Genomic DNA, 19,110 nt, shown 5'->3' on the forward strand with positions numbered 1-19,110 from the left:
AGAAATGTGGCCTTGAGGAGAAAAGATTGTTAAGCGTGGCAAACGCAAGGCAGGGATGGTACCGAATGGCTACTATTCGGGATATTAATTTCCTGCTCAATCCAACGATACTTGGCAAAAAGACAAAGAGCCGACCGGGATTGGTCGACCCTTTGGCGTATTATCTGAATTAACGCTTGATTCTATGTTGATGTAGCGCCGTATACGAGACCCGTACGTACGGTGCAACGGGAGGGTTGAGGGCTAACGCCCTCGCTCTACCCTATTAGATTATGATTCCAAATGCTCATTGATGATATCAATGTAACGATCGAGTCTAGGTAATAAGAATCTATGAATAAGCTTATCAATCTTCTTTCCCGTCGGAATGACAAATACCAACGTAATAATTAGCAAGAATGCTGCAACGCCATAGCTCATAGCAGAGATTGGCATAAAACCAGTGACTAGCTGCAAAATAATTCCTAACACAAATAGAATTGCACTCTCTATAAATAGCATCATTGGAATCGGTGCCTTCCAGCTCCTGGTTTCTGCTTCATACAAGAGGGAAGAAGTTTCACTGGATGTTGAGATAAGATCAAGCTTTAAATAGTTGACATTAATTATCAAGCCAGATAAATTTTTGCCCTCAGGAGTTTTCTGCAGAGCTTTTAGGCTTGGCCGATCAAAATAATAGCTCTCCGGTGTATCAACACCCGAGTAAGAGAGAAGTCCCTTAAGAGCAATCTGTACCAGCTCTGCTTGTGCGTTAATATTAACATTACCTTTTGCTATACTCATAGTGATTAGCTCCTTGACCAATTATTTTGTAGTATTCTGAGTATCTTTCTTCGCACTGACCTTAAGCCATATGAGAAGGCCAATCTCGATAAGCGACAATATGATACCTATAATCGAAGCTGCCTTGTTTATAACGACAATGCTTGCTAAAGCCAATCCGCCAAAAATATCTAGCAGCATAGGAATCAGGTAGAAATATAGACGCTTCTTTACATCTTGGTTATCGTCTAGGTCCGAGACAATATTTAGACAAGATGCTAACATTACTACGGACACAATAAGTAAAAGCAAGAAGACAAAACCCAAGAAAAACAACTTGAATATTGCTGCATAATCTTGATAGAAGAAAAAAGTATCACCAAATGATATGCTGTTTGATACCGATATTCCAAGTGTCGAATATAGGATAATGCGCAGAACTGCAAAGCCTATATAGACTGTGAAAATTCGCTTAATCGGCTTCTCATATAAGCTCTGTGAATAAAACTTAGTTTCTATATTTCTCATATCTCTCTTCAGATAATCCTTTAATGTGGTTCTTTCAAATAACGTGCATGTATCTGTTATGCTTCGTTGTTCTCGGAAGGTGCCGTAACATCATCTACTTTTACTTCGTACGCAACATCTACAGGTGCGGATTCAGCTTCAGCCTCAGCAGGTACAGCCTCAGCTTCTACAACAGTCTCCACATTCTGAACAGGAGCTTCTGAGGCAGGTGAAGCCTGTGCTTGAGTGTTATTGTTTGCAGTTTTCTTAAGTTCAGCAACCGCACCAAAGTCAAGATTGCTCTCAAAGTTACTTTCGCCCTGGAGCTTTCTAAACTGGTTGATAGATACACCACATAGAATCCATGTTACGATACCGAGCACTAGGCCAAGCATAGCTAGTATAGCAGCTACAACAGCTCCGATAATAAGGAGGAGAAATCCAGTGTTTTTGCTTCTGCTCTTAGTCATTAAGACTACTGAGCAAATAATAATCACAATTGAAACGACTATGAGTCCAATGAACGTAGCTCTCTGGATTGTGTATATCTCCGTATAGTAACCGCTGTAACCATATGAAGATAATAGAAACTGATTAGTAATTTTAATTACCAAGAATGCTACTAGTGTAGCAATTACGAGTACGGTATTAAGAATGATACCTTTTTTTGCAATGTTCTGTTCTGTCATAACAATTCCTTTCTTAACTAAAAAATTCTAGTTAATTGTAACACATATCGACTAACACACATAGTTTTTAATCTACTTTCTGTGTGTTATAATGTAAAATAACTACAAGGTTTACGGTCATTTGAAATTCGAACTGGGAAAGGAAGGTTATTAATGGCACTTGTAACAACAACAGAGATGTTTAAGAAGGCCTATGATGGAGGTTATGCTGTCGGAGCTTTTAATGTTAATAATATGGAAATCGTTCAGGGAATCACCGAGGCCTGCAGGGAGGAGAATGCCCCTGTAATTCTTCAGGTGTCAAAGGGTGCTCGTTCATATGCTAGTCATACATATCTTATGAAGCTGGTTGAGGCAGCAGTTATAGATTGCCCAGATATTCCGATTGCGCTTCACCTCGATCACGGCCCTGATTTCGAGACATGCAAGTCCTGCATTGATGGTGGATTTACTTCCGTTATGATTGATGCTTCTTCGAAGCCGTTTGAGGAGAATATTGAGATTACAAAGCAGGTTGTAGACTATGCGCACAAGTATGGCGTAGTAGTTGAAGCTGAACTAGGTACACTTGCTGGAATCGAAGATGATGTAGTAGTTGCAACAGAAGACTCATCGTATACTCGACCAGAAGAGGTTGAGGAGTTTGTGCGCAGAACCGGCTGCGATTCTCTCGCTATCGCAATTGGAACTAGCCACGGTGCGTTTAAGTTCAAGCCAGGCACTAAACCGCAGCTTAGATTTGATGTTCTTCGTGAATGCGAGCAGAAACTGCCAGGCTTCCCAATTGTACTGCACGGAGCATCCTCTGTTCCGCAGGACTATGTTCAGATGATTAATACTTATGGTGGAGCTATGAAGGACGCGATAGGCGTTCCAGAAGATCAGCTCAGAGAGGCAGCTCGTTCAGCAGTTTGCAAGATTAATATCGATTCAGATTTAAGACTTGCTATGACGGGATCTATTAGAAAGCATCTAGTTGAGTGCCCCGCAGATTTTGACCCAAGACAGTATCTGAAGCCAGCAAGAGCTAATATCAAGGAGCTTGTAAGACACAAGATTGTTAATGTTCTCGGCTGCTCAGGAAAAGCGCTATAATACTTGAGAAGTGTTGATTTTGTGAGTTTAAGAGCATTGCGCGGAGCGCAATGCTCTACTATTATAGATATAGAAAAAAACCACAATTAATGTATAAGAGGTATAGATGAAAACACTTTATTTTGACTGCACGACAGGCATCAGTGGCAACATGGCTATCGGAGCACTCCTTGAAGTGTCAGATGGCGAGCACTATTTGAGAGGTGAGCTCAATAAGCTGAGAGTTCCAGAATATGACGTTCGCATAGTAAAGAGAGGTTCACATGGAATTGATGGAACTTATGTGGAGGTTCTGGAAGCAGGGACAGATATCCCAGTTGATGCGATATCAGAAAAAATTCCAAGAAGAGAGCTCTATATACATGGAGGGCTTCATCATCACGATGATGAGTATCACCATGGACATGAACACTCAGATTTGGAGTGTGGAGATGAAAAGTCCAAGAAAAACGCAAAAGAAGAGAAGAAGTTAGCCAAAAAGTTCAAGAAGAAAAAAAAGAAGAAACTTTGCGGAAAGTGCGAGAAACCGAATTTTAAGGGCTACTGCAAGTGTAAAGGCGAATATGTAGATTGCACGATTAAAGCAAACGATGAGGCACATAAGCACGAGCATCATGATGATCCGCACACGCATTTACATGATGATTGTCACCATGTGCATCACGACCATGACCATGACCATCATCAAGATCATGATCCTAGTCATAACCACAACTATGATCATAATCCTAGTCATGGACACCACCATGTTTATCGGACTTATGGTGATATAAAACAAATAATAGATAATAGCGAAATCACTAATGGCGCTAAGGAACTTGCAAAAGCAATGTTCCACAAGGTTGCAGTTGCAGAAGCGACAGTACACGGTAAGCCCATAGATGAAGTGCATTTCCACGAGGTTGGGGCGCTGGATTCTATAGTTGATATCGTCAGTGTGGCGATACTTATGGATTACATTAAGCCAGACCGTATTATCTCAAGTGTCGTTTCTGATGGATATGGTACGATTAAGTGTGCTCATGGGGTGCTTAGTGTTCCAGTTCCTGCTACATCAGCGATTTATAAAAACGAACAGGTTAGATTTAAGCAGATTGAAGTTCCAACTGAACTCGTGACTCCTACAGGTGCAGCTATTGTCTCGACTTTTGCAGAGTCATATGGGCTGATGCCTGAGATGAATATCAGCAAGATAGGAATCGGAGTAGGAAGCCGCAACATTGGTTGTCCAAATACACTTAGAGTTATTCTAGGAGAAGAGGTGCCGTCTGATAATGCAGTTCAGACTGGTGACATTTTAGTTATAAACTCCAATATTGATGATTCTACTGGAGAAGAGCTTGGATATGTGTTGGAGAAGCTCATGAATTCAGGGGCACTGGATGTTTCGTATGCTCCAATATTTATGAAAAAGAACAGACCAGCGTACAGACTTGAAGTTATCTGTAGGGCTGAAGACAGAGATAAGCTATGTGAGATAATCTTTGCCGAGACTACTACAATCGGTGTTAGGTATTATCCAGTGCAGCGTGAAGAACTCTCTAGGACTAGAACTGTGGTAGATACAGAACTAGGACCTATTGAAGCGAAGAGAGTTTCTACGGCGAGTGGACAGACCTATACGTATCCAGAGTATGAGAGCTTAGGAAGGATTGCTTTTGAGCTTGGTATATCCATTAAGTCGGTTCGTGCGGCATTTGAGAAAGGTTTGAGGGAATAATGTATAAGGCTGCAATTTTTGATATGGACGGTACGATTCTTGATACCATTACTGATCTCAAGGACAGTACCAATCACGCCCTTATGGTAAATGGGCATAAGAACGACTATACCGTGAGAGATGCCTCGCGATTCTTTGGCAGTGGAGTGAAGGTTGCTATGGCGAGAGCTCTGGCTACTGAAGCGGGAGTTAGTGAAGAAGAGGTTGATAGAATCGGTGTAGATATATCATATCAGGGTGATGAAGATGAGCTGGCAGCGGTTATAGCTTCTTTTGAGGAATGGTATCCGAGCCACTGTGATGAAAAAACTAAGCCTTTTGAAGGAATCACTGCAGCAATAACAAGCCTGAAGGAGAAAGGTGTTAGAACCGCAGTCGTTTCGAATAAGATGCATGAGGCAGCTGTCATTCTCGCCAATAGGTATTTTCCTAGCGCGTTTGAATACGTTCAGGGCGTAGATGAAACCATAAGGAGAAAGCCAAACCCGGATGCAACGCTTAGAATCCTTGATCTCATGAAACTTGAGCAGGATGATGCAGTATACATAGGGGATACTGAGGTTGATATTGAAACTGCACATAACGCTGGCTTAAAATGCATTAGTGTAGACTGGGGCTTTAGAGATAATAAGTTTCTGGAGACTATCGGAGCAGATCAGATATGCTCTGATATGGACGAGCTAGTCGAAGCGATTACAGGCTAGTATATATTATTAGATAATTTACGGAGGAAAATGTGGGAGTGACTAAGCTAGAATGCACTAAGGGGTGCATGTTTGTCGTAAATAATAAGGCGTCAAAGGCGAGTTCATTCAGTTTTGTAGGGGATTACGTAGTCATAGTTGACGATAGAGGAGTGCCAATTGATGGAGCTCGAATCAATACTAATGAACAGCTTTATACAGTGCTCTATTACGAAAAGCGTCACTTCATAACACTGGTAGTCAAGAAACCGAAACCATACGCTATTTCACTGGTGTTTCGAAGCGGTGCAGATTACGATGATGTATTTGCCTTGCTCAAAATGATGGCAAGTGAAGTGAGATTTAGCTGTCAGAACTTCAAGATTTCAAGTTATGCAAACAAAGTAGTTGAGAAGCTTCAAGATGGAGTTGAGCTTGCAATCATGGATATCGTAGATAAGACTACTGTTGCGGTCTGTCCAGAGTGTGGCGTAGAGGTAGCACATGGAACACCTTACTGTATGGAGTGCGGAGCTGAACTGTAGATGAGTAATAAACTCAGATATATAATTAATTTCAGTGATCGGCGTGGAAAATAAATAGAAACATTTGATGAAAATATGAGGTTTATGGAGAGGAGAGCGAAGTGGATAAGGATGTAATGATGATGGAGCCTTGCCAGACTGGTGACATGAGCAGCTTCGAGGAAATTGATAAGGATATGAGCGATCTAGCAGAGCAGTTACTGGTTGATTACAAGCTAAATCGTGATATCGATACGATTAGAATGTCTGAGATACCTGACCAGAAGGCTATCAAGGAGATGATTCGCGAGCTGATGATGGTGCTTCTTCCTGGTTATTATCGTGAGAAATCTTACCGCACATACAGCGTTGAGAAGAAGATATCGGTAATACTCGAAGACGTCATGTATATGATGACTAAGCAGGTTGAGAAAGCTCTTCTATATAGACAGGAATTTGAGGATACTTGTATAGCACTTAGACAGGATGAAGCGAAAAAAATCGTAAAGGCATTCTTCAGACAGATTCCTAAGATTAGAGAATATCTCAACACAGATATTCTTGCTACATACGAGGGTGACCCGGCGGCTAACAGCAAGGATGAAATCGTTCTCGCTTACCCAGGACTGTATGCAACTGCTATTTATAGGCTTGCTCATGAACTGCATGAACTCGATGTACCACTAATTCCTAGAATTATGACAGAGTACGCACACAGGAAGACTGGTGTGGATATTCATCCCGGTGCAACTATAGGAAAGTATTTCTGCATGGATCATGCAACTGGTGTCGTAATCGGATCGACCTCCATAATCGGAGAGCATGTTAAGGTGTATCAGGGCGTTACCATCGGAGCCCTTTCCACTAAGGCGGGACAGAAACTTCATGGAACTAAGAGACATCCGACTATTGAGGACAATGTAACACTATACTCTGGTGCGTCGGTACTGGGTGGAAATACTGTAATCGGAGAAGGCGCTGTAATTGGTGGAAACGCATTTGTAACAAAGTCTGTAGACCCTCACACAACTGTAACAATCAAGACTCTTGAGATGGTGTACGATAAGCAGTCGCACAAAACTGGTCAGGAGAAGGAACGCAAGCAGGACGAGTGGTTCTATGTAATATAATTAGCTTTATTGTAAGTAAATAAAATTTTCCAAGAGGAGGGGGCATGAGCAAGAAGCTGACAATGGGAATATTGGCTCACGTAGATGCGGGCAAAACTACGCTCAGCGAAGCCATGCTTTACTCCGCTGGGACAATAAGAAAACTAGGACGAGTCGACAAGGGCGACTCGTTCTTCGATAATTATGAGGTTGAAAAAAACCGTGGAATTACCGTTTTTTCAAAACAAGTGGGACTAAATTGGCAAGATAGTCACATCACTATACTCGACACTCCGGGACATGATGATTTCTCAGCAGAGATGGAGAGAGCTCTCGATGTAATCGATTATGCGCTGCTAGTGGTGAGTGGTGTAGATGGACCACAGAGCCACACGGATACGGTATGGAGGCTTCTTAGGGCGAGAAAGATTCCAACTTTCATATTTGTTAATAAAATGGATCTTGCAATTGCAGATAAGGAAGAGCAGCTTAGTCGCATCAAAGGCAGACTAGGTGAAGGCTTTGTTGATTTTAGTGTAGCTAAAGAAGACGAAGCTTTTGTAGATGGCGTAACGTTTTACTCGCCAGAATTAGCAGAAGCTTTTTTTGAAAATCTGGAGATACCGTCTGAAGGAATCCTCAAAGCAATTGCTGAATGCCAGATATTTCCTTGCTTGTTCGGATCAGCTCTTCACCAGGAGGGAGTTGATAAGCTGCTCGACACAATATCAACATATGCCTACGGATTTTACGAACTACATGAGGGCGTCTCGCCAGAAGATAAAATGGGGGCGTTAGTATACAAGATTGCACGTGACCAGAGAGATGAAAGACTTTCATTTGTACGTGTTATGAACGGCACTCTTAAAGTCAGGGATAGCATTGCAGTAAGAAATAGTGACGGTGAAATCGTTCATGAGAAGGTCAACCAGATTAGGATATATTCAGGTCAGAAGTATTCGCTGGTCGACTCGGTATCTGCTGGTGACATTTGCGCCATTACTGGTGCTGGCTCATCGAGAGCTGGACAGGGGCTTGGTACATTAGCAGAGAATGAAGCAAGAAACGGTATAATCGAGCCATTTATTACATACAAAATTGTTCCTATTGATGATGTGGATCAAAACAAGTTCATCTCAGATATGAGAGTGCTAGAAGAGGAAGACCCTAAGCTGCACATAGATTTAGAGGATAATATTCGTGGTGTGAATATACGGCTTATGGGAGAAGTGCAGCAGGAAATCCTAGAGTCGCAGATAATGAGCAGATTCGGATACGGTGTTCGCTTTGAGACAGGAAGTATAATCTACAAGGAAACGGTGATAGAGCCAGTTGAAGGCGTGGGCCACTTCGAACCGTTGAGACATTACGCGGAGGTTCATCTGATTATCAGTCCTGGAGAGCGAGGAAGTGGAATTGTCACAGATAGCGAAATTCCAGAGGATGTTCTCGGAAGAAATTGGCAGAATCTAATTCTTTCGCATCTTGATGAGAGAATATTCCACGGTGTGTTGATAGGAGCACCTCTAACTGATGTACACAGCACACTCGCCGCTGGAAAGGCGCATGATAAGCACACAGAAGGTGGAGATTTTAGACAAGCAACATACAGAGCTGTTAGAAATGGACTTATGCGTGCTAGATGCCACATACTCGAGCCTTGGTTCAGCTTTGAGATAAAACTTCCAAGTGCAAATATCGGTATGGCTATGACAGATATTAAGAATGGCTCAGGGACATTTGACGAACCGAAAGTAGATGGAGACATGTCGATTCTTAATGGAAAGGCTCCGGCAGCATTGATCCTTGACTATCAGAGAAAGCTTACATCATACACTGGAGGCCGAGGTCGTATTAGCTGTATGCTCATCGGATATGACTTCTGTCACAATGAAGCGGAAGTTATCGAAGATTCTGTTTATGATGCAGACAAAGATGAAATCGAAACTGGAGACTCTATATTCTGTCATCACGGGGCGGGTAAGACTGTCAAGTGGGACGAGGTACATGACTTCATGCATCTTCCTTATGCACTAGACTCAGAAGATGGGGCTAAGGGGAAATCTAGCTCAATTAGAGATGAGACGATGGCAGCTGGTCGTAAGCTGGCGAGCGATGCAGAGCTCCTCGCTATATTTGAGAAAACGTATGGAAGTATATCAAAAAACAAGCCAGTAAAGCACAAGGCGAAGCCAACAGAATCAGAATATCGTGCGATGGAAAGACAAAAGCGTTCGCTTCATAGGCTCGAGAGAGTCGCGTCACCAGATTCCCACTTTGTCGTGGACGGTTACAATCTGATAAATGCTGAGGAACACATGAAAGCGCTTTCGAGAGCTGATATTGGAGCGGCAAGAGAGCATCTTGTAAATATACTAGCGAATTACCGTGGATATCTCGGCTGCAAGATGACTATCGTCTTTGATGCATATAGAGTTCCGTACAGCTTTGGCAGAACTTATACAATTAATGATACTGAGATAGTGTATACTAAGGGAAATGAGACGGCGGATGCTTACATAGCTGAGCTGACAAAGGCAATTGGCAAGCGCGAGAGTGTCACGGTCGTATCGTCAGATTCGCTAGTACAGGAAATGTCGCTCGGCCATGGCGCACTGAGGATATCTTCCAGAGAGTTTTTGATTGATATCGAAACAGCTTTACAAGAGATAAGAGATTTTCTTGATGAAAATAGATAGATAAATAGAGATATACAAAGAGAGAAGGGGTAAATAGATGGAGAAATATTTGGGATGCCACCTATCGACATCGGATGGATTTGAGTCGATGGGAAAGGCGGCGTTATCGATTGGCGCCAATACATTCGCTTTTTTTACGAGGAATCCACGAGGCGGTAAAGTCAAAGCTATTGATGAAGCTGATATTCAGGCTTTAATTAATATCATAGATGAGCACGGCTTTGGTAAGTTAGTTGCACATGCGCCGTACACACTCAATCCTTGTTCAGGGAAGGATAGCGTGAGAGAATTTGCACGTAGCTGCATGGCAGAAGACCTAAAGCGCATGGAATACCTGCCTGGGAATTATTACAACTTCCACCCGGGCAGTCATGTCGGACAAGGTAGTGAGCTGGGAATTCAAATGATTATCGATACCCTAAATGAAGTTATGTGGGAAGACCAGCAGACTGTCATACTTCTCGAGACAATGGCTGGTAAAGGCAGTGAAGTCGGAAAGAATTTCGATGAACTGCGTAAGATTATCAATGGAGTTAAGTTCAAAGACAAGATAGGCGTTTGCCTTGATACCTGCCATGTCAGTGATGCCGGTTATGATGTAAAGAATGACTTTACAGGCGTGCTTGAAGAGTTTGACAGAATTATTGGTTTAGATAGACTTCGTGCGCTCCATATCAATGATAGTAAGAACCCGATGGGTGCTGCAAAGGATAGACATGAGAAGATTGGGGACGGAGAAATCGGACTCGAAGCTATGCTCGAAGTGGTTAATAATCCACATATAGTCGGACTTCCGTGCATTCTCGAAACACCACAGGATGACCTCGAAGGTTATGTAAGAGAGATTGAGATACTTAGATGAAATATTATGAGATAAAAATTGAAGTATCGGAACTCGGGATTGAACCAATGCTGGCAGCACTTATCTGCGAAGGTATAGATACTGCTGAGGTAAACGATCCAGCGGATGCAGCTTTTATGAACGAACAGCTTGGAGAAACTGATTATCTGGCACCAGAGGATTTCGATAGGGAGAGTAGCAAGAATCCAAGCGTTGTGGTATATGCAGCAGAGGATGAAGAGACTGATGATACTCTTAGTGCAGTAAAAAGAGCTGCTAAAACTGTTAGAGATAACGTAGAGAATGGCTTTTTCGGCACAGGTGCAGACCTCGGTTCATTAGAGGTTGCCGTAAATCTCCGCGACGATGAAGAATGGAAAGACCTCTGGAAGAAATTTATCAAGCCAGCAAGAGTTGGATACAGCTACATAGCTGCGACACCGTGGATAGATATATCCGATTATGCACAGGAAATGGATATAGATAGAGAAGTGATACGTATTAATCCGGGTATGGCATTTGGAACGGGACTCCACGAAACGACTTCCCTAGCTGCTGATTGTCTGGAGTCTTATATCCAAGAGGGAGATAAGGTGCTGGATGTAGGATGTGGCACTGGAATACTGTCTAGTGTAGCGAGTAAACTAGGAGCTAGTGAAGTTCTCGGCATAGACATAGATGATGAGGCGGTAACAGCTTCGATTGAAAACCTAGAGGCTAACAACGTACATAATGTAGTGATAAAAAAGGCTGATTTGACAGAGGGAGTAGACTTTAAAGCTGATTTAGTGGTGGCAAATCTACTTACAAACCTCGTCATTCGCCTCACTGGTGATATTCGTAACCACCTAAATAGTGGCGGAAGATATATAATGTCTGGTATACTAACTACTCAGCAGGATAAAGTGCTAAGTGCACTTAGAGATAACGGTTTTCAGTGGCTAGAGATTGCTAAACAGGGTGAATGGTGTGCCATCACAGCTGAACTGAAATAAAAGGGGTTTTGGGAGGAGACTATAATGCCAATTAAAGTACCAAATAATTTGCCGGCGATAGAGACGCTTACTAATGAGAATGTATTCGTAATGACGGATACACGTGCTATGACGCAGGATATGCGTCCGCTTCATATATTGCTCCTCAATCTGATGCCTACAAAGATTGATACAGAGACTCAGATTACGCGTATGCTCAGTAACACTCCTCTTCAGGTTGAGCTTGAACTGCTTCAGACGGCAACTCACAAGCCACACGTTACTTCGCAGGAACACATGCTTGCTTTCTACAAGACATTTAACGATATCAAGAACGAATATTATGATGGAATGATTATCACTGGAGCGCCGATTGAACTTCTTGAGTTTGAAGAGGTTGATTACTGGGAAGAGCTCTGTGAGATTATGGAATGGTCTAAGACTCACGTACACAGCACGTTCCACATATGTTGGGGTGCACAGGCGGGCCTATATTACCACTATGGAATAGATAAGAAAAGGCTTCCTAAGAAGCTCTCTGGCGTGTTCAAGCACACTCTTAAAACCAAGCGCAGCATGCTGTTTAGAGGTTTTGACGATGAGTTTTATGTGCCGCAGTCCAGAAATACTACTGTAGACGAAGAGGATATAGAGAAGACTCCAGGAATAACCTTGCTTTCCACATCAGAAGAAGGTGGTGTGTTCTGCGTTAAGTCTGACAACGATAGACAGATATTTGTGACAGGACATACCGAGTACGACTGGAATACATTGCTCAAGGAGTACATGAGAGATAAAAATGCAGGAATCAATCCAGAGATTCCTGTAAATTACTTCCCTGACGATGATGACTCAAAGACGCCAGTGGTTCGCTGGAGGTCTTCCGGCAGTTTGTTATTCTCAAACTGGCTAAACTATTTCGTATATCAGTCTACACCGTACGATATCAAGCTCATCGAAAATGAGGATCTTGCTCCAGCACTTAGAAACAAATCAGAACTGACGGTTTCTAAGTTCGGTGGGTCATCACTTGCGACAGCTGAGCGCATCAAAAATGCCGCAGATGTGGTTCGTCAGAATAAAGCTCGCCGTTACGTAGTGGTTTCGGCTCCAGGTATTCATGATGACGAGAAGGTTAAGATTACAGATCTCTTACTATCGGCTCATGACAATCCAGAGAGCTGTGACTGCAAGCTTGAGCTAGCGAATAAGAGATTCAAGGAACTTGCGCTTGAGCTAGATTCAAAAGTTAATATAGATGAAATTTTCGACAATATTATCGAGACATATAAGGCTACTGGTAGTAGAGACTATCTAATCAGCAGGGGTGAATTCATAACTGCACAGCTTATGGCTGAACAGCTTGGTTACGACTTTATAGATGCTACTGAAGTTATCAAATTTGATAATGATGGCAAGCTTCTTGCTGACGTTACAAGAGCTAATATTCAGAAGCTCATCAGAGAGCACGAACATATTGTATTCCCTGGCTTCTATGGTGCAAATGAAGCAGGCGCAGTCGTAACTTTCTCGAGAGGTGGATCGGATATCACAGGTTCAATCGTTGCTGCGGCTGCAAAAGCAGACCTATATGAGAACTGGACAGATGTGCCAGGTCTTCTAATGGCAGACCCTCGCATCGTTAAGCAGCCTTTAAGTGTTCCCGTAATAATCTATAAGGAACTACGAGAACTTGCGCTTAGGGGTGCAGAGGTGCTGCACGAGGACGCAGTTAGACCTGTAAGTCAGTGTGGAATTCCGATTAATATCAAGAGCACACTCGAGCCGGATAAGCCAGGTACACTTATCGTTAAGAATGCAGATTCATACGAGAACCTTCTCGAAATTTCTAGCATAACTGGTAAGAAGGGGTATTCATCTATTCTTATAGAACGTGAGAAACTCAATGATGATGCAAAGTATCGCGATAGAATTCAGAAGATTCTCGATGAATTCAGCATCACTATGGAAAGTGAGCAGCTTGGACTAGACTCGTTCTCTATCATCGTAGGTTCAGCAAGTGTAGCAAACTGCGAAGAAGAGCTGACCGAGAGACTGCGTGTTGCAACAGATGCTGATGAAATTACGGTTTCCACAGGTATTGCTGCGATTTCTGTAGTCGGAAGAAATATCTCCGGCGAGGTTTCTGTAGCGATGAAGATATTTGAAGCACTATCAAGTGCTCATGTTAATGTCAGATTTATTGACCATGCTCCTGAACGTATAAGCGTGCAGGTAGGTGTATCAGAATCTGACTACCAGAGAGCTATAAGAGCTATATATAACGTCTTTGTTGCGAAAGCATAAGCATAAAAAAAGTGGATGTAACTTTTGCATCATTTGCGATACTGTGTGTAACGCTAGTGAGTGCTGTAGATGCATCCGCTTTTTATTTAATAATGAAATTTTATGAATTATTTTAAAATGTAACATCTGTTACAGAGATTAGAGGTATTTAATGTATAATGAATATACAACTTAAAGCAAACAAATAACAGTAAATACGCTTGACGGAGACGTGGGCTGAGAGAAAGATAAGAGTATTTTCGAAGGAGGAAATAGACATGGCTGCAAAAGTATTAGATATGAAGAGAAACGTACACGATTTATCAACAGAGTTTCCGGAAGTAATTGACATCATGATTGAGCTAGGATTCAAGGATATCTCGAATCCAGTGGCTCTAAATACAATGGGACGAGTTATGACAATTCCTAAAGGATCCCAGATTAAGGGAATAGATTTAGAGTCAATTGTTGCTCTATTCGAAGAGAAGGGTTTTGATGTTATCAATGTTCCTGAGCTAGAGAAGAAAGAAAAGGTTCAGACTGCCGAAGTAAAGGAAGAGCCAGCAAAACCGGCATTCGATATCAGCAAGCTGAACATTCCTGATTTTGCTAAGGCGTACATAAGAGAGGATGGAACAGTAGATGTAGATAAGGTTCCTGATTTTGTAAAGAACTTCCTCGATGCTGATGGAAGAATCGACTCAAACAAACTACAATCGTCCATGGCAGGTAATGAGGCAAAAGATGAAGAAGCCCCTGCACAGGAAGAAACTAAGAAGCCTAAGAATGCTAGCGAGAGAGAAGTTCTGCTTCGCAGCTACATCGAGAGACTTACAAACGGGGAAGACCTCGAGACAGTTAGAGCAGAATTCGTTGAGAACTTCAAGGAAGTTGATGCTCTTGAAATAGCAAATGCAGAGCAGCATCTGATTAAGAGCGGAGTTCCTTATCAGGAGGTTCAGAAGCTTTGTGATATACATTCAGCACTCTTCCACGGATCAACTAAGCAGGAAAAGGTTATGAATGCTGAGAAAGCTGTTGCAGCATCTAAGGAAGCAGCACAGAGAAGAATGAACGGTGCAAATGACCGCAAGGAAGCAGAAATTAAGGCACAGACTTTAATCGCAGAGCCAGGACATCCTCTAAATGTACTTACTCTTGAGAACGAAGGGATTGCCGAGCAAATCGTAGTAGTGAATAAGCTATTTGAAGAGGGGGCGGATCGTGCGGTTATCACCGAAGAGCTGAACAAACTTCGCGCGGTATCGATTCACTACGCTAAGAAGGGTGACATCATCTACACAATACTCAAGAGCAGATATGACGTAACTGGGCCATCAGATGTAATGTGGACAGTTGATGATGAAATCAGAGATGAGCTAAGACGTGTAACTGACGGAACGCTATCTGACGAGGAATGGCTAGAGAAATCAAAGGCTGTGGTTAAGAGAGCTGATGAGATGCTCTTCAAAGAGGCAAATATCTTATTTCCAATTTGCGTACAGTTCTTCAAAGATGAGGAGTGGGAGGAAGTTGGTCGTGATCTCAAGGAGTACGATTACTGCCTGCTCAAGGAAGAGCCAGCAGAATGGGATAAAGCATCGAATGAAGATTACACACACAGAGCTGCTAGGGAAGGCAAGAATGGAGCAGCTGGAAATGATGAAGTTATCTTTGCGCTAGGGCACATGACTCCATATCAACTTGAGGCTATGCTCAACACGATTCCGCTCGAATTGACATTCGTTGACCATGTAGACATGAATAGATACTACAATGACAACGGGGAGAAGAAGCTCTTTAAGAGACCTATCAGCTCGCTCGATAGAGAGGTATATACTTGCCATCCACCAACGATTGAGCCAATGGTTCGTAGCATCATCTCTTCGTTCAAATCAGGCGCACAGGACAAGGTAGAGGTTTGGATGAACAAGGGTGAAAGCGAGGTTCTTGTTAGCTATAGAGCAGTTCGCGATGCACAGGGCAACTATGTAGGAACTCTCGAGTGCGTACAGATAATGGACGAAATCAGAGACCATTACAAGGAGAAATTCCAGTAAGAATTTACAAAAAAAATACACATGCGATGACAAGTTTTTTATGATAATATAAGAGTGATTAGATATTATCTTAAGTATAAGGATTGGGAAGCGCGCATGGTATCAAAGCTCAAAACAGCTTTTAAGAATATTAAGGTGATAGTCGTTACTGAATTGCTACTCATGGTAGTTATGGTATCGACTATTGTCGTTAAAGCAGATGCCATCAATGACTGTCGTGTTGTAAGTACACCGCTTAAACTTGCTACGCTCAAGACCATTAGTACTGATAGCAATTCGAATGAAGTGACTGGTACGAAGACAACAATCTCAGACGCGGAGACTGAGCGAGACATTAAGGTTGCTGACGACAAAAGGACTAGCATTATCTCTTTTGCTAAGCAATACATCGGTAAGCCGTATGTGCTAGGAGGCAAGAGCCTTACTAATGGTTGTGACTGTGCTTCGTTTATTACACTCATATACAAAGAGTACGGATACAACTGGAAGATGGGTTCGGTTAATACGCTTTATGACAACTGCGGAGGAACTACCGTATCTGTGGATGATATGAAGCCTGGAGACATAATTTTCTTTGGCCGAGGCAATAAGAAACTACATGTAGCTATGTATGCGGGAAATGGCAGAATAGTACACGCTATGGATCCTTCTCACGACATTTGTGAGATTGATCTCTACAGACCAGGTACTAAAACCACTTATAGTGGCAAGAGCATATTGGAAGTTAAGAGGATAATCAACTAGTGATATGTGGTGAATGGTGGATTAAAGGCTGATAGGACATTTATTATTTAAGATTTGAAGCGGAGGACATCTATTTAGGTGTTCTCCGTCTATTTTTCAATAATTACTACGGTGTGGGAAATATGGAAAAGGTATGCTATAATATGCAAACGTTAAGAGATTATAGTGATTATAAAGGAGAGACATATGGATAATAATATTCATAATCAGAACAATAACCAGAACGATGATGGTTACGCACAATATACAAGGCCTATTTCAAGAAGAGAAATTGGACTCTGTATCTTATTCTCGCTTATTACTTGTGGAATTTACGGCATTTACTGGATGATTGTTCTAAATGATGATGTTAACGAGGTAGTTGGTGATAGAACAGCAACATCGGGCGGTATGGTATTCCTGTTCTCACTTCTAACCTGTGGAATATATGGAATATACTGGATTTACTGCATGGGTGAGAAGCTGGATAGATATAATGGCAAGGATGGAAATTCAGGACTTCTTTTCGTTCTGCTCACGATATTCGGGCTTTCAATTGTTGCTTACTGCATCATGCAGGATCAAGTGAACCATCATGCAACAGTTGCATAATGAACAGAATTGCAGTTTTCTGCACTATCTAATTAAAAAAACGACTCCTTTTGTAATACTAGGAGTCGTTTACTATATCTGGCTGAGGATGACGCACATATATATACCTTGCATTTTCAGGTATATCACCGGGTACAAGTGCCCTGGCTGTGGTACGACAACCATGTGTGTCAGTATACTGCGATTCAGGTTTAGCGATGCTTTTTATGCTAATCCGTTCATTTTCACGACTATCCCGTTTATATTGTTTGAGATAGTGTATAACGTGTATTTGAGCTACACAGAAAAGCACATGCCGCTATGGAATAAGATACTGCTCGGAGTTTACTGCTCTGCGCTATTAATCTTTGCTATGATAAGAGATTTCATGTAAAAGGCTCTGTGCCTGAATATGAGCATGACGACTTAACGACAGAGGGCGGACAGCAGAGACCTTCTAATCACAAAGCAATGTAAATGCGCTCCGTATGGGGCGCATTTATATTGCTATTTACAGCTATTTTCTACTTATTATTGTAAGCCATTTTGTAAATCTCTTTGAAATCATCCCTATACAGAACCTTTGCAGCACCAACTTTGCCGCCAACAGCTTTCTCGCATTTCTCAGCAAGCTCATCTATAACTTCATCTGTTAGCTCAAAATCAAAATCCTTCAGAGATATAGGCATTCCGATGCTTTTAAAGAAATCCTCGGTTCTTGCAATTCCTTCGAGTGCGACTTCGCGGTCATCACCAGAAGCTTCGACATTCCATACATTTGTCGCAAACTGCTTAAACCTAGGGAGACAGTCGTCTAAAACGTATCTAGCCCAGCTTCCCCAAATTGCTGCCAGACCTGCACCATGTGCTACGTCGAACATGCCGCTAATCTCGTGTTCAATTCGGTGAGTTGCAAAGTCATCGCCACCATTTCCGCAGCCTGTAAGACCATTATGGGATAAACTTCCAGCCCACATTACCTCTGCGCGTGCTTCGTAGTTGTTCGGCTCTTCTACGAGTATCAAAGCATTTTTTACAACTGTACGAAGCAGTGCTTCGGCAATCCCGTCAGTTAATTCCATATTTCCTGCCGATGTAAAATATCTTTCCATCGTATGCATCATGATATCTGTGCAACCGCATGCTGTATGGAAGTTCGGCAGTGTCATCGTCAGTTCGGGGTTTAGTATTGCGAATCTAGGTCTAACCATATTGTTGCTATAGCCGCGTTTGATACCTCCGTCTTCATTGGTGATTACAGAAGAATTGCTCATCTCGCTACCAGCAGCAGCGATTGTAAGGACGACCCCTACTGGAAGGGCGGACTCCGGAGTTCTCTTTCTATCATATAAATCCCAGACATCGAAATCAGATACGGCGCCGTATGCGATTGCCTTCGATGAATCTATTACGCTGCCACCGCCAACAGCAAGTACAAAATCTACTCCTTTAGATTTTGCAAGTTCGATGCCTTTATACACAAGAGACAGTCTTGGATTAGCTACAACGCCTCCAAGTTCTACATAATCTATATCTGCGTTCTCTAGCGAAAATTTGATCTTGTCAAGCAGGCCGCTACGAATCACGCTACCACTTCCGTAGTGAAGGAGAACTCGAGTGCATTTTGATGATTTGAGGAGAGAACTTACCTCTGATTCAGTACCTTTACCAAATACAATGTGCGTAGGTGCACACCAATCGAAGTTATTCATAATATGTATTACCTCCATATGTGGTACAATATCTTGTGCTCGCATGTACAAATTAAGTGCAAAAAATATACATAAATTATTTTTCGTATTTTAGTAAATACTAGCATAGAAAGCTTGAAATTTCTACCTCACAGG

At 42.2% G+C, this 19,110-nt stretch carries 17 protein-coding genes; 13 read left to right on the forward strand and 4 right to left on the reverse strand.

Annotated features, from left to right (window positions below; genetic code table 11):
• Nucleotides 1-270: 270 nt before the first annotated feature.
• From AXF17_RS04485 to AXF17_RS04495, 3 genes are read right to left on the reverse strand one after another with little or no spacing between them, the layout of a single operon-like run.
• Entirely contained in the window at nt 271-783 is a 513-nt protein-coding gene (locus tag AXF17_RS04485; RefSeq protein WP_094233994.1) for a hypothetical protein, read from the reverse strand.
• A 21-nt stretch (nt 784-804) separates the two neighbouring features.
• Nucleotides 805-1,290 (reverse strand): hypothetical protein, encoded by a 486-nt coding sequence (locus AXF17_RS04490; protein ID WP_094233995.1) that lies wholly within the window; start codon nt 1,288-1,290, stop codon nt 805-807.
• 56 nt (nt 1,291-1,346) lie between these two features.
• Nucleotides 1,347-1,958 (reverse strand): hypothetical protein, encoded by a 612-nt coding sequence (locus AXF17_RS04495; protein WP_094233996.1) that lies wholly within the window; start codon nt 1,956-1,958, stop codon nt 1,347-1,349.
• Between the two features lie 153 nt (nt 1,959-2,111).
• On the opposite strand from AXF17_RS04495, the gene fba reads away from it, so the two are divergent.
• The 13 genes from fba to AXF17_RS09875 all read left to right on the forward strand — a co-directional run bounded on the left by fba (nt 2,112) and on the right by AXF17_RS09875 (nt 17,657).
• Nucleotides 2,112-3,053: a class II fructose-1,6-bisphosphate aldolase gene (gene fba, locus AXF17_RS04500; protein WP_094233997.1), complete on the forward strand. Its 942-nt coding sequence runs from the start codon at nt 2,112-2,114 to the stop codon at nt 3,051-3,053.
• Nucleotides 3,054-3,159: 106 nt separating this feature from the next.
• Nucleotides 3,160-4,773: a nickel pincer cofactor biosynthesis protein LarC gene (gene larC, locus AXF17_RS04505; protein WP_094233998.1), complete on the forward strand. Its 1,614-nt coding sequence runs from the start codon at nt 3,160-3,162 to the stop codon at nt 4,771-4,773.
• A complete protein-coding gene (locus AXF17_RS04510; protein ID WP_094233999.1) occupies nt 4,773-5,477 on the forward strand; it encodes an HAD family hydrolase in 705 nt (234 codons plus the stop codon). Before larC ends, AXF17_RS04510 begins: the two co-directional genes overlap by 1 nt.
• 38 nt (nt 5,478-5,515) lie before the next feature.
• Nucleotides 5,516-6,001 (forward strand): zinc-ribbon domain-containing protein, encoded by a 486-nt coding sequence (locus AXF17_RS04515; RefSeq protein WP_157682569.1) that lies wholly within the window; start codon nt 5,516-5,518, stop codon nt 5,999-6,001.
• A 101-nt stretch (nt 6,002-6,102) separates the two neighbouring features.
• The gene (locus tag AXF17_RS04520) at nt 6,103-7,110 is read left to right on the forward strand and encodes a serine O-acetyltransferase (RefSeq protein ID WP_094234001.1); all 1,008 of its coding nucleotides are present in this window, start codon (nt 6,103-6,105) and stop codon (nt 7,108-7,110) included.
• A 44-nt stretch (nt 7,111-7,154) separates the two neighbouring features.
• The gene (locus AXF17_RS04525; RefSeq protein ID WP_094234002.1) at nt 7,155-9,788 is read left to right on the forward strand and encodes a translation factor GTPase family protein; all 2,634 of its coding nucleotides are present in this window, start codon (nt 7,155-7,157) and stop codon (nt 9,786-9,788) included.
• A 37-nt stretch (nt 9,789-9,825) separates the two neighbouring features.
• Complete coding sequence (locus AXF17_RS04530) at nt 9,826-10,650, forward strand: deoxyribonuclease IV (RefSeq protein ID WP_094234003.1); 825 nt, start codon at nt 9,826-9,828, stop codon at nt 10,648-10,650.
• Nucleotides 10,647-11,624: a 50S ribosomal protein L11 methyltransferase gene (prmA, locus tag AXF17_RS04535; RefSeq protein WP_094234004.1), complete on the forward strand. Its 978-nt coding sequence runs from the start codon at nt 10,647-10,649 to the stop codon at nt 11,622-11,624. Before AXF17_RS04530 ends, prmA begins: the two co-directional genes overlap by 4 nt.
• Before the next feature lie 24 nt (nt 11,625-11,648).
• Nucleotides 11,649-13,910, forward strand: a complete 2,262-nt coding sequence (gene metA, locus AXF17_RS04540) for a homoserine O-acetyltransferase MetA (protein ID WP_094234005.1) — start codon at nt 11,649-11,651, stop codon at nt 13,908-13,910.
• A 257-nt stretch (nt 13,911-14,167) separates the two neighbouring features.
• The gene (locus AXF17_RS04545) at nt 14,168-15,949 is read left to right on the forward strand and encodes a DUF438 domain-containing protein (RefSeq protein ID WP_094234006.1); all 1,782 of its coding nucleotides are present in this window, start codon (nt 14,168-14,170) and stop codon (nt 15,947-15,949) included.
• A 54-nt stretch (nt 15,950-16,003) separates the two neighbouring features.
• The gene (locus AXF17_RS04550) at nt 16,004-16,693 is read left to right on the forward strand and encodes a C40 family peptidase (protein ID WP_157682570.1); all 690 of its coding nucleotides are present in this window, start codon (nt 16,004-16,006) and stop codon (nt 16,691-16,693) included.
• A 186-nt stretch (nt 16,694-16,879) separates the two neighbouring features.
• Entirely contained in the window at nt 16,880-17,284 is a 405-nt protein-coding gene (locus tag AXF17_RS04555; RefSeq protein WP_237048998.1) for a DUF4234 domain-containing protein, read from the forward strand.
• An 88-nt stretch (nt 17,285-17,372) separates the two neighbouring features.
• A complete protein-coding gene (locus AXF17_RS09875; RefSeq protein ID WP_094234008.1) occupies nt 17,373-17,657 on the forward strand; it encodes a DUF2752 domain-containing protein in 285 nt (94 codons plus the stop codon).
• Between the two features lie 130 nt (nt 17,658-17,787).
• Here the strand turns inward: AXF17_RS09875 and AXF17_RS04565 are convergent, their stop codons facing one another.
• A complete protein-coding gene (locus AXF17_RS04565; protein WP_094234009.1) occupies nt 17,788-18,975 on the reverse strand; it encodes an iron-containing alcohol dehydrogenase in 1,188 nt (395 codons plus the stop codon).
• Between the last annotated feature and the right edge of the window lie 135 nt (nt 18,976-19,110).

The sequence above is a fragment of the Mogibacterium pumilum genome, from assembly GCF_002243385.1.
GTDB classification, from domain to species: domain Bacteria; phylum Bacillota; class Clostridia; order Peptostreptococcales; family Anaerovoracaceae; genus Mogibacterium; species Mogibacterium pumilum.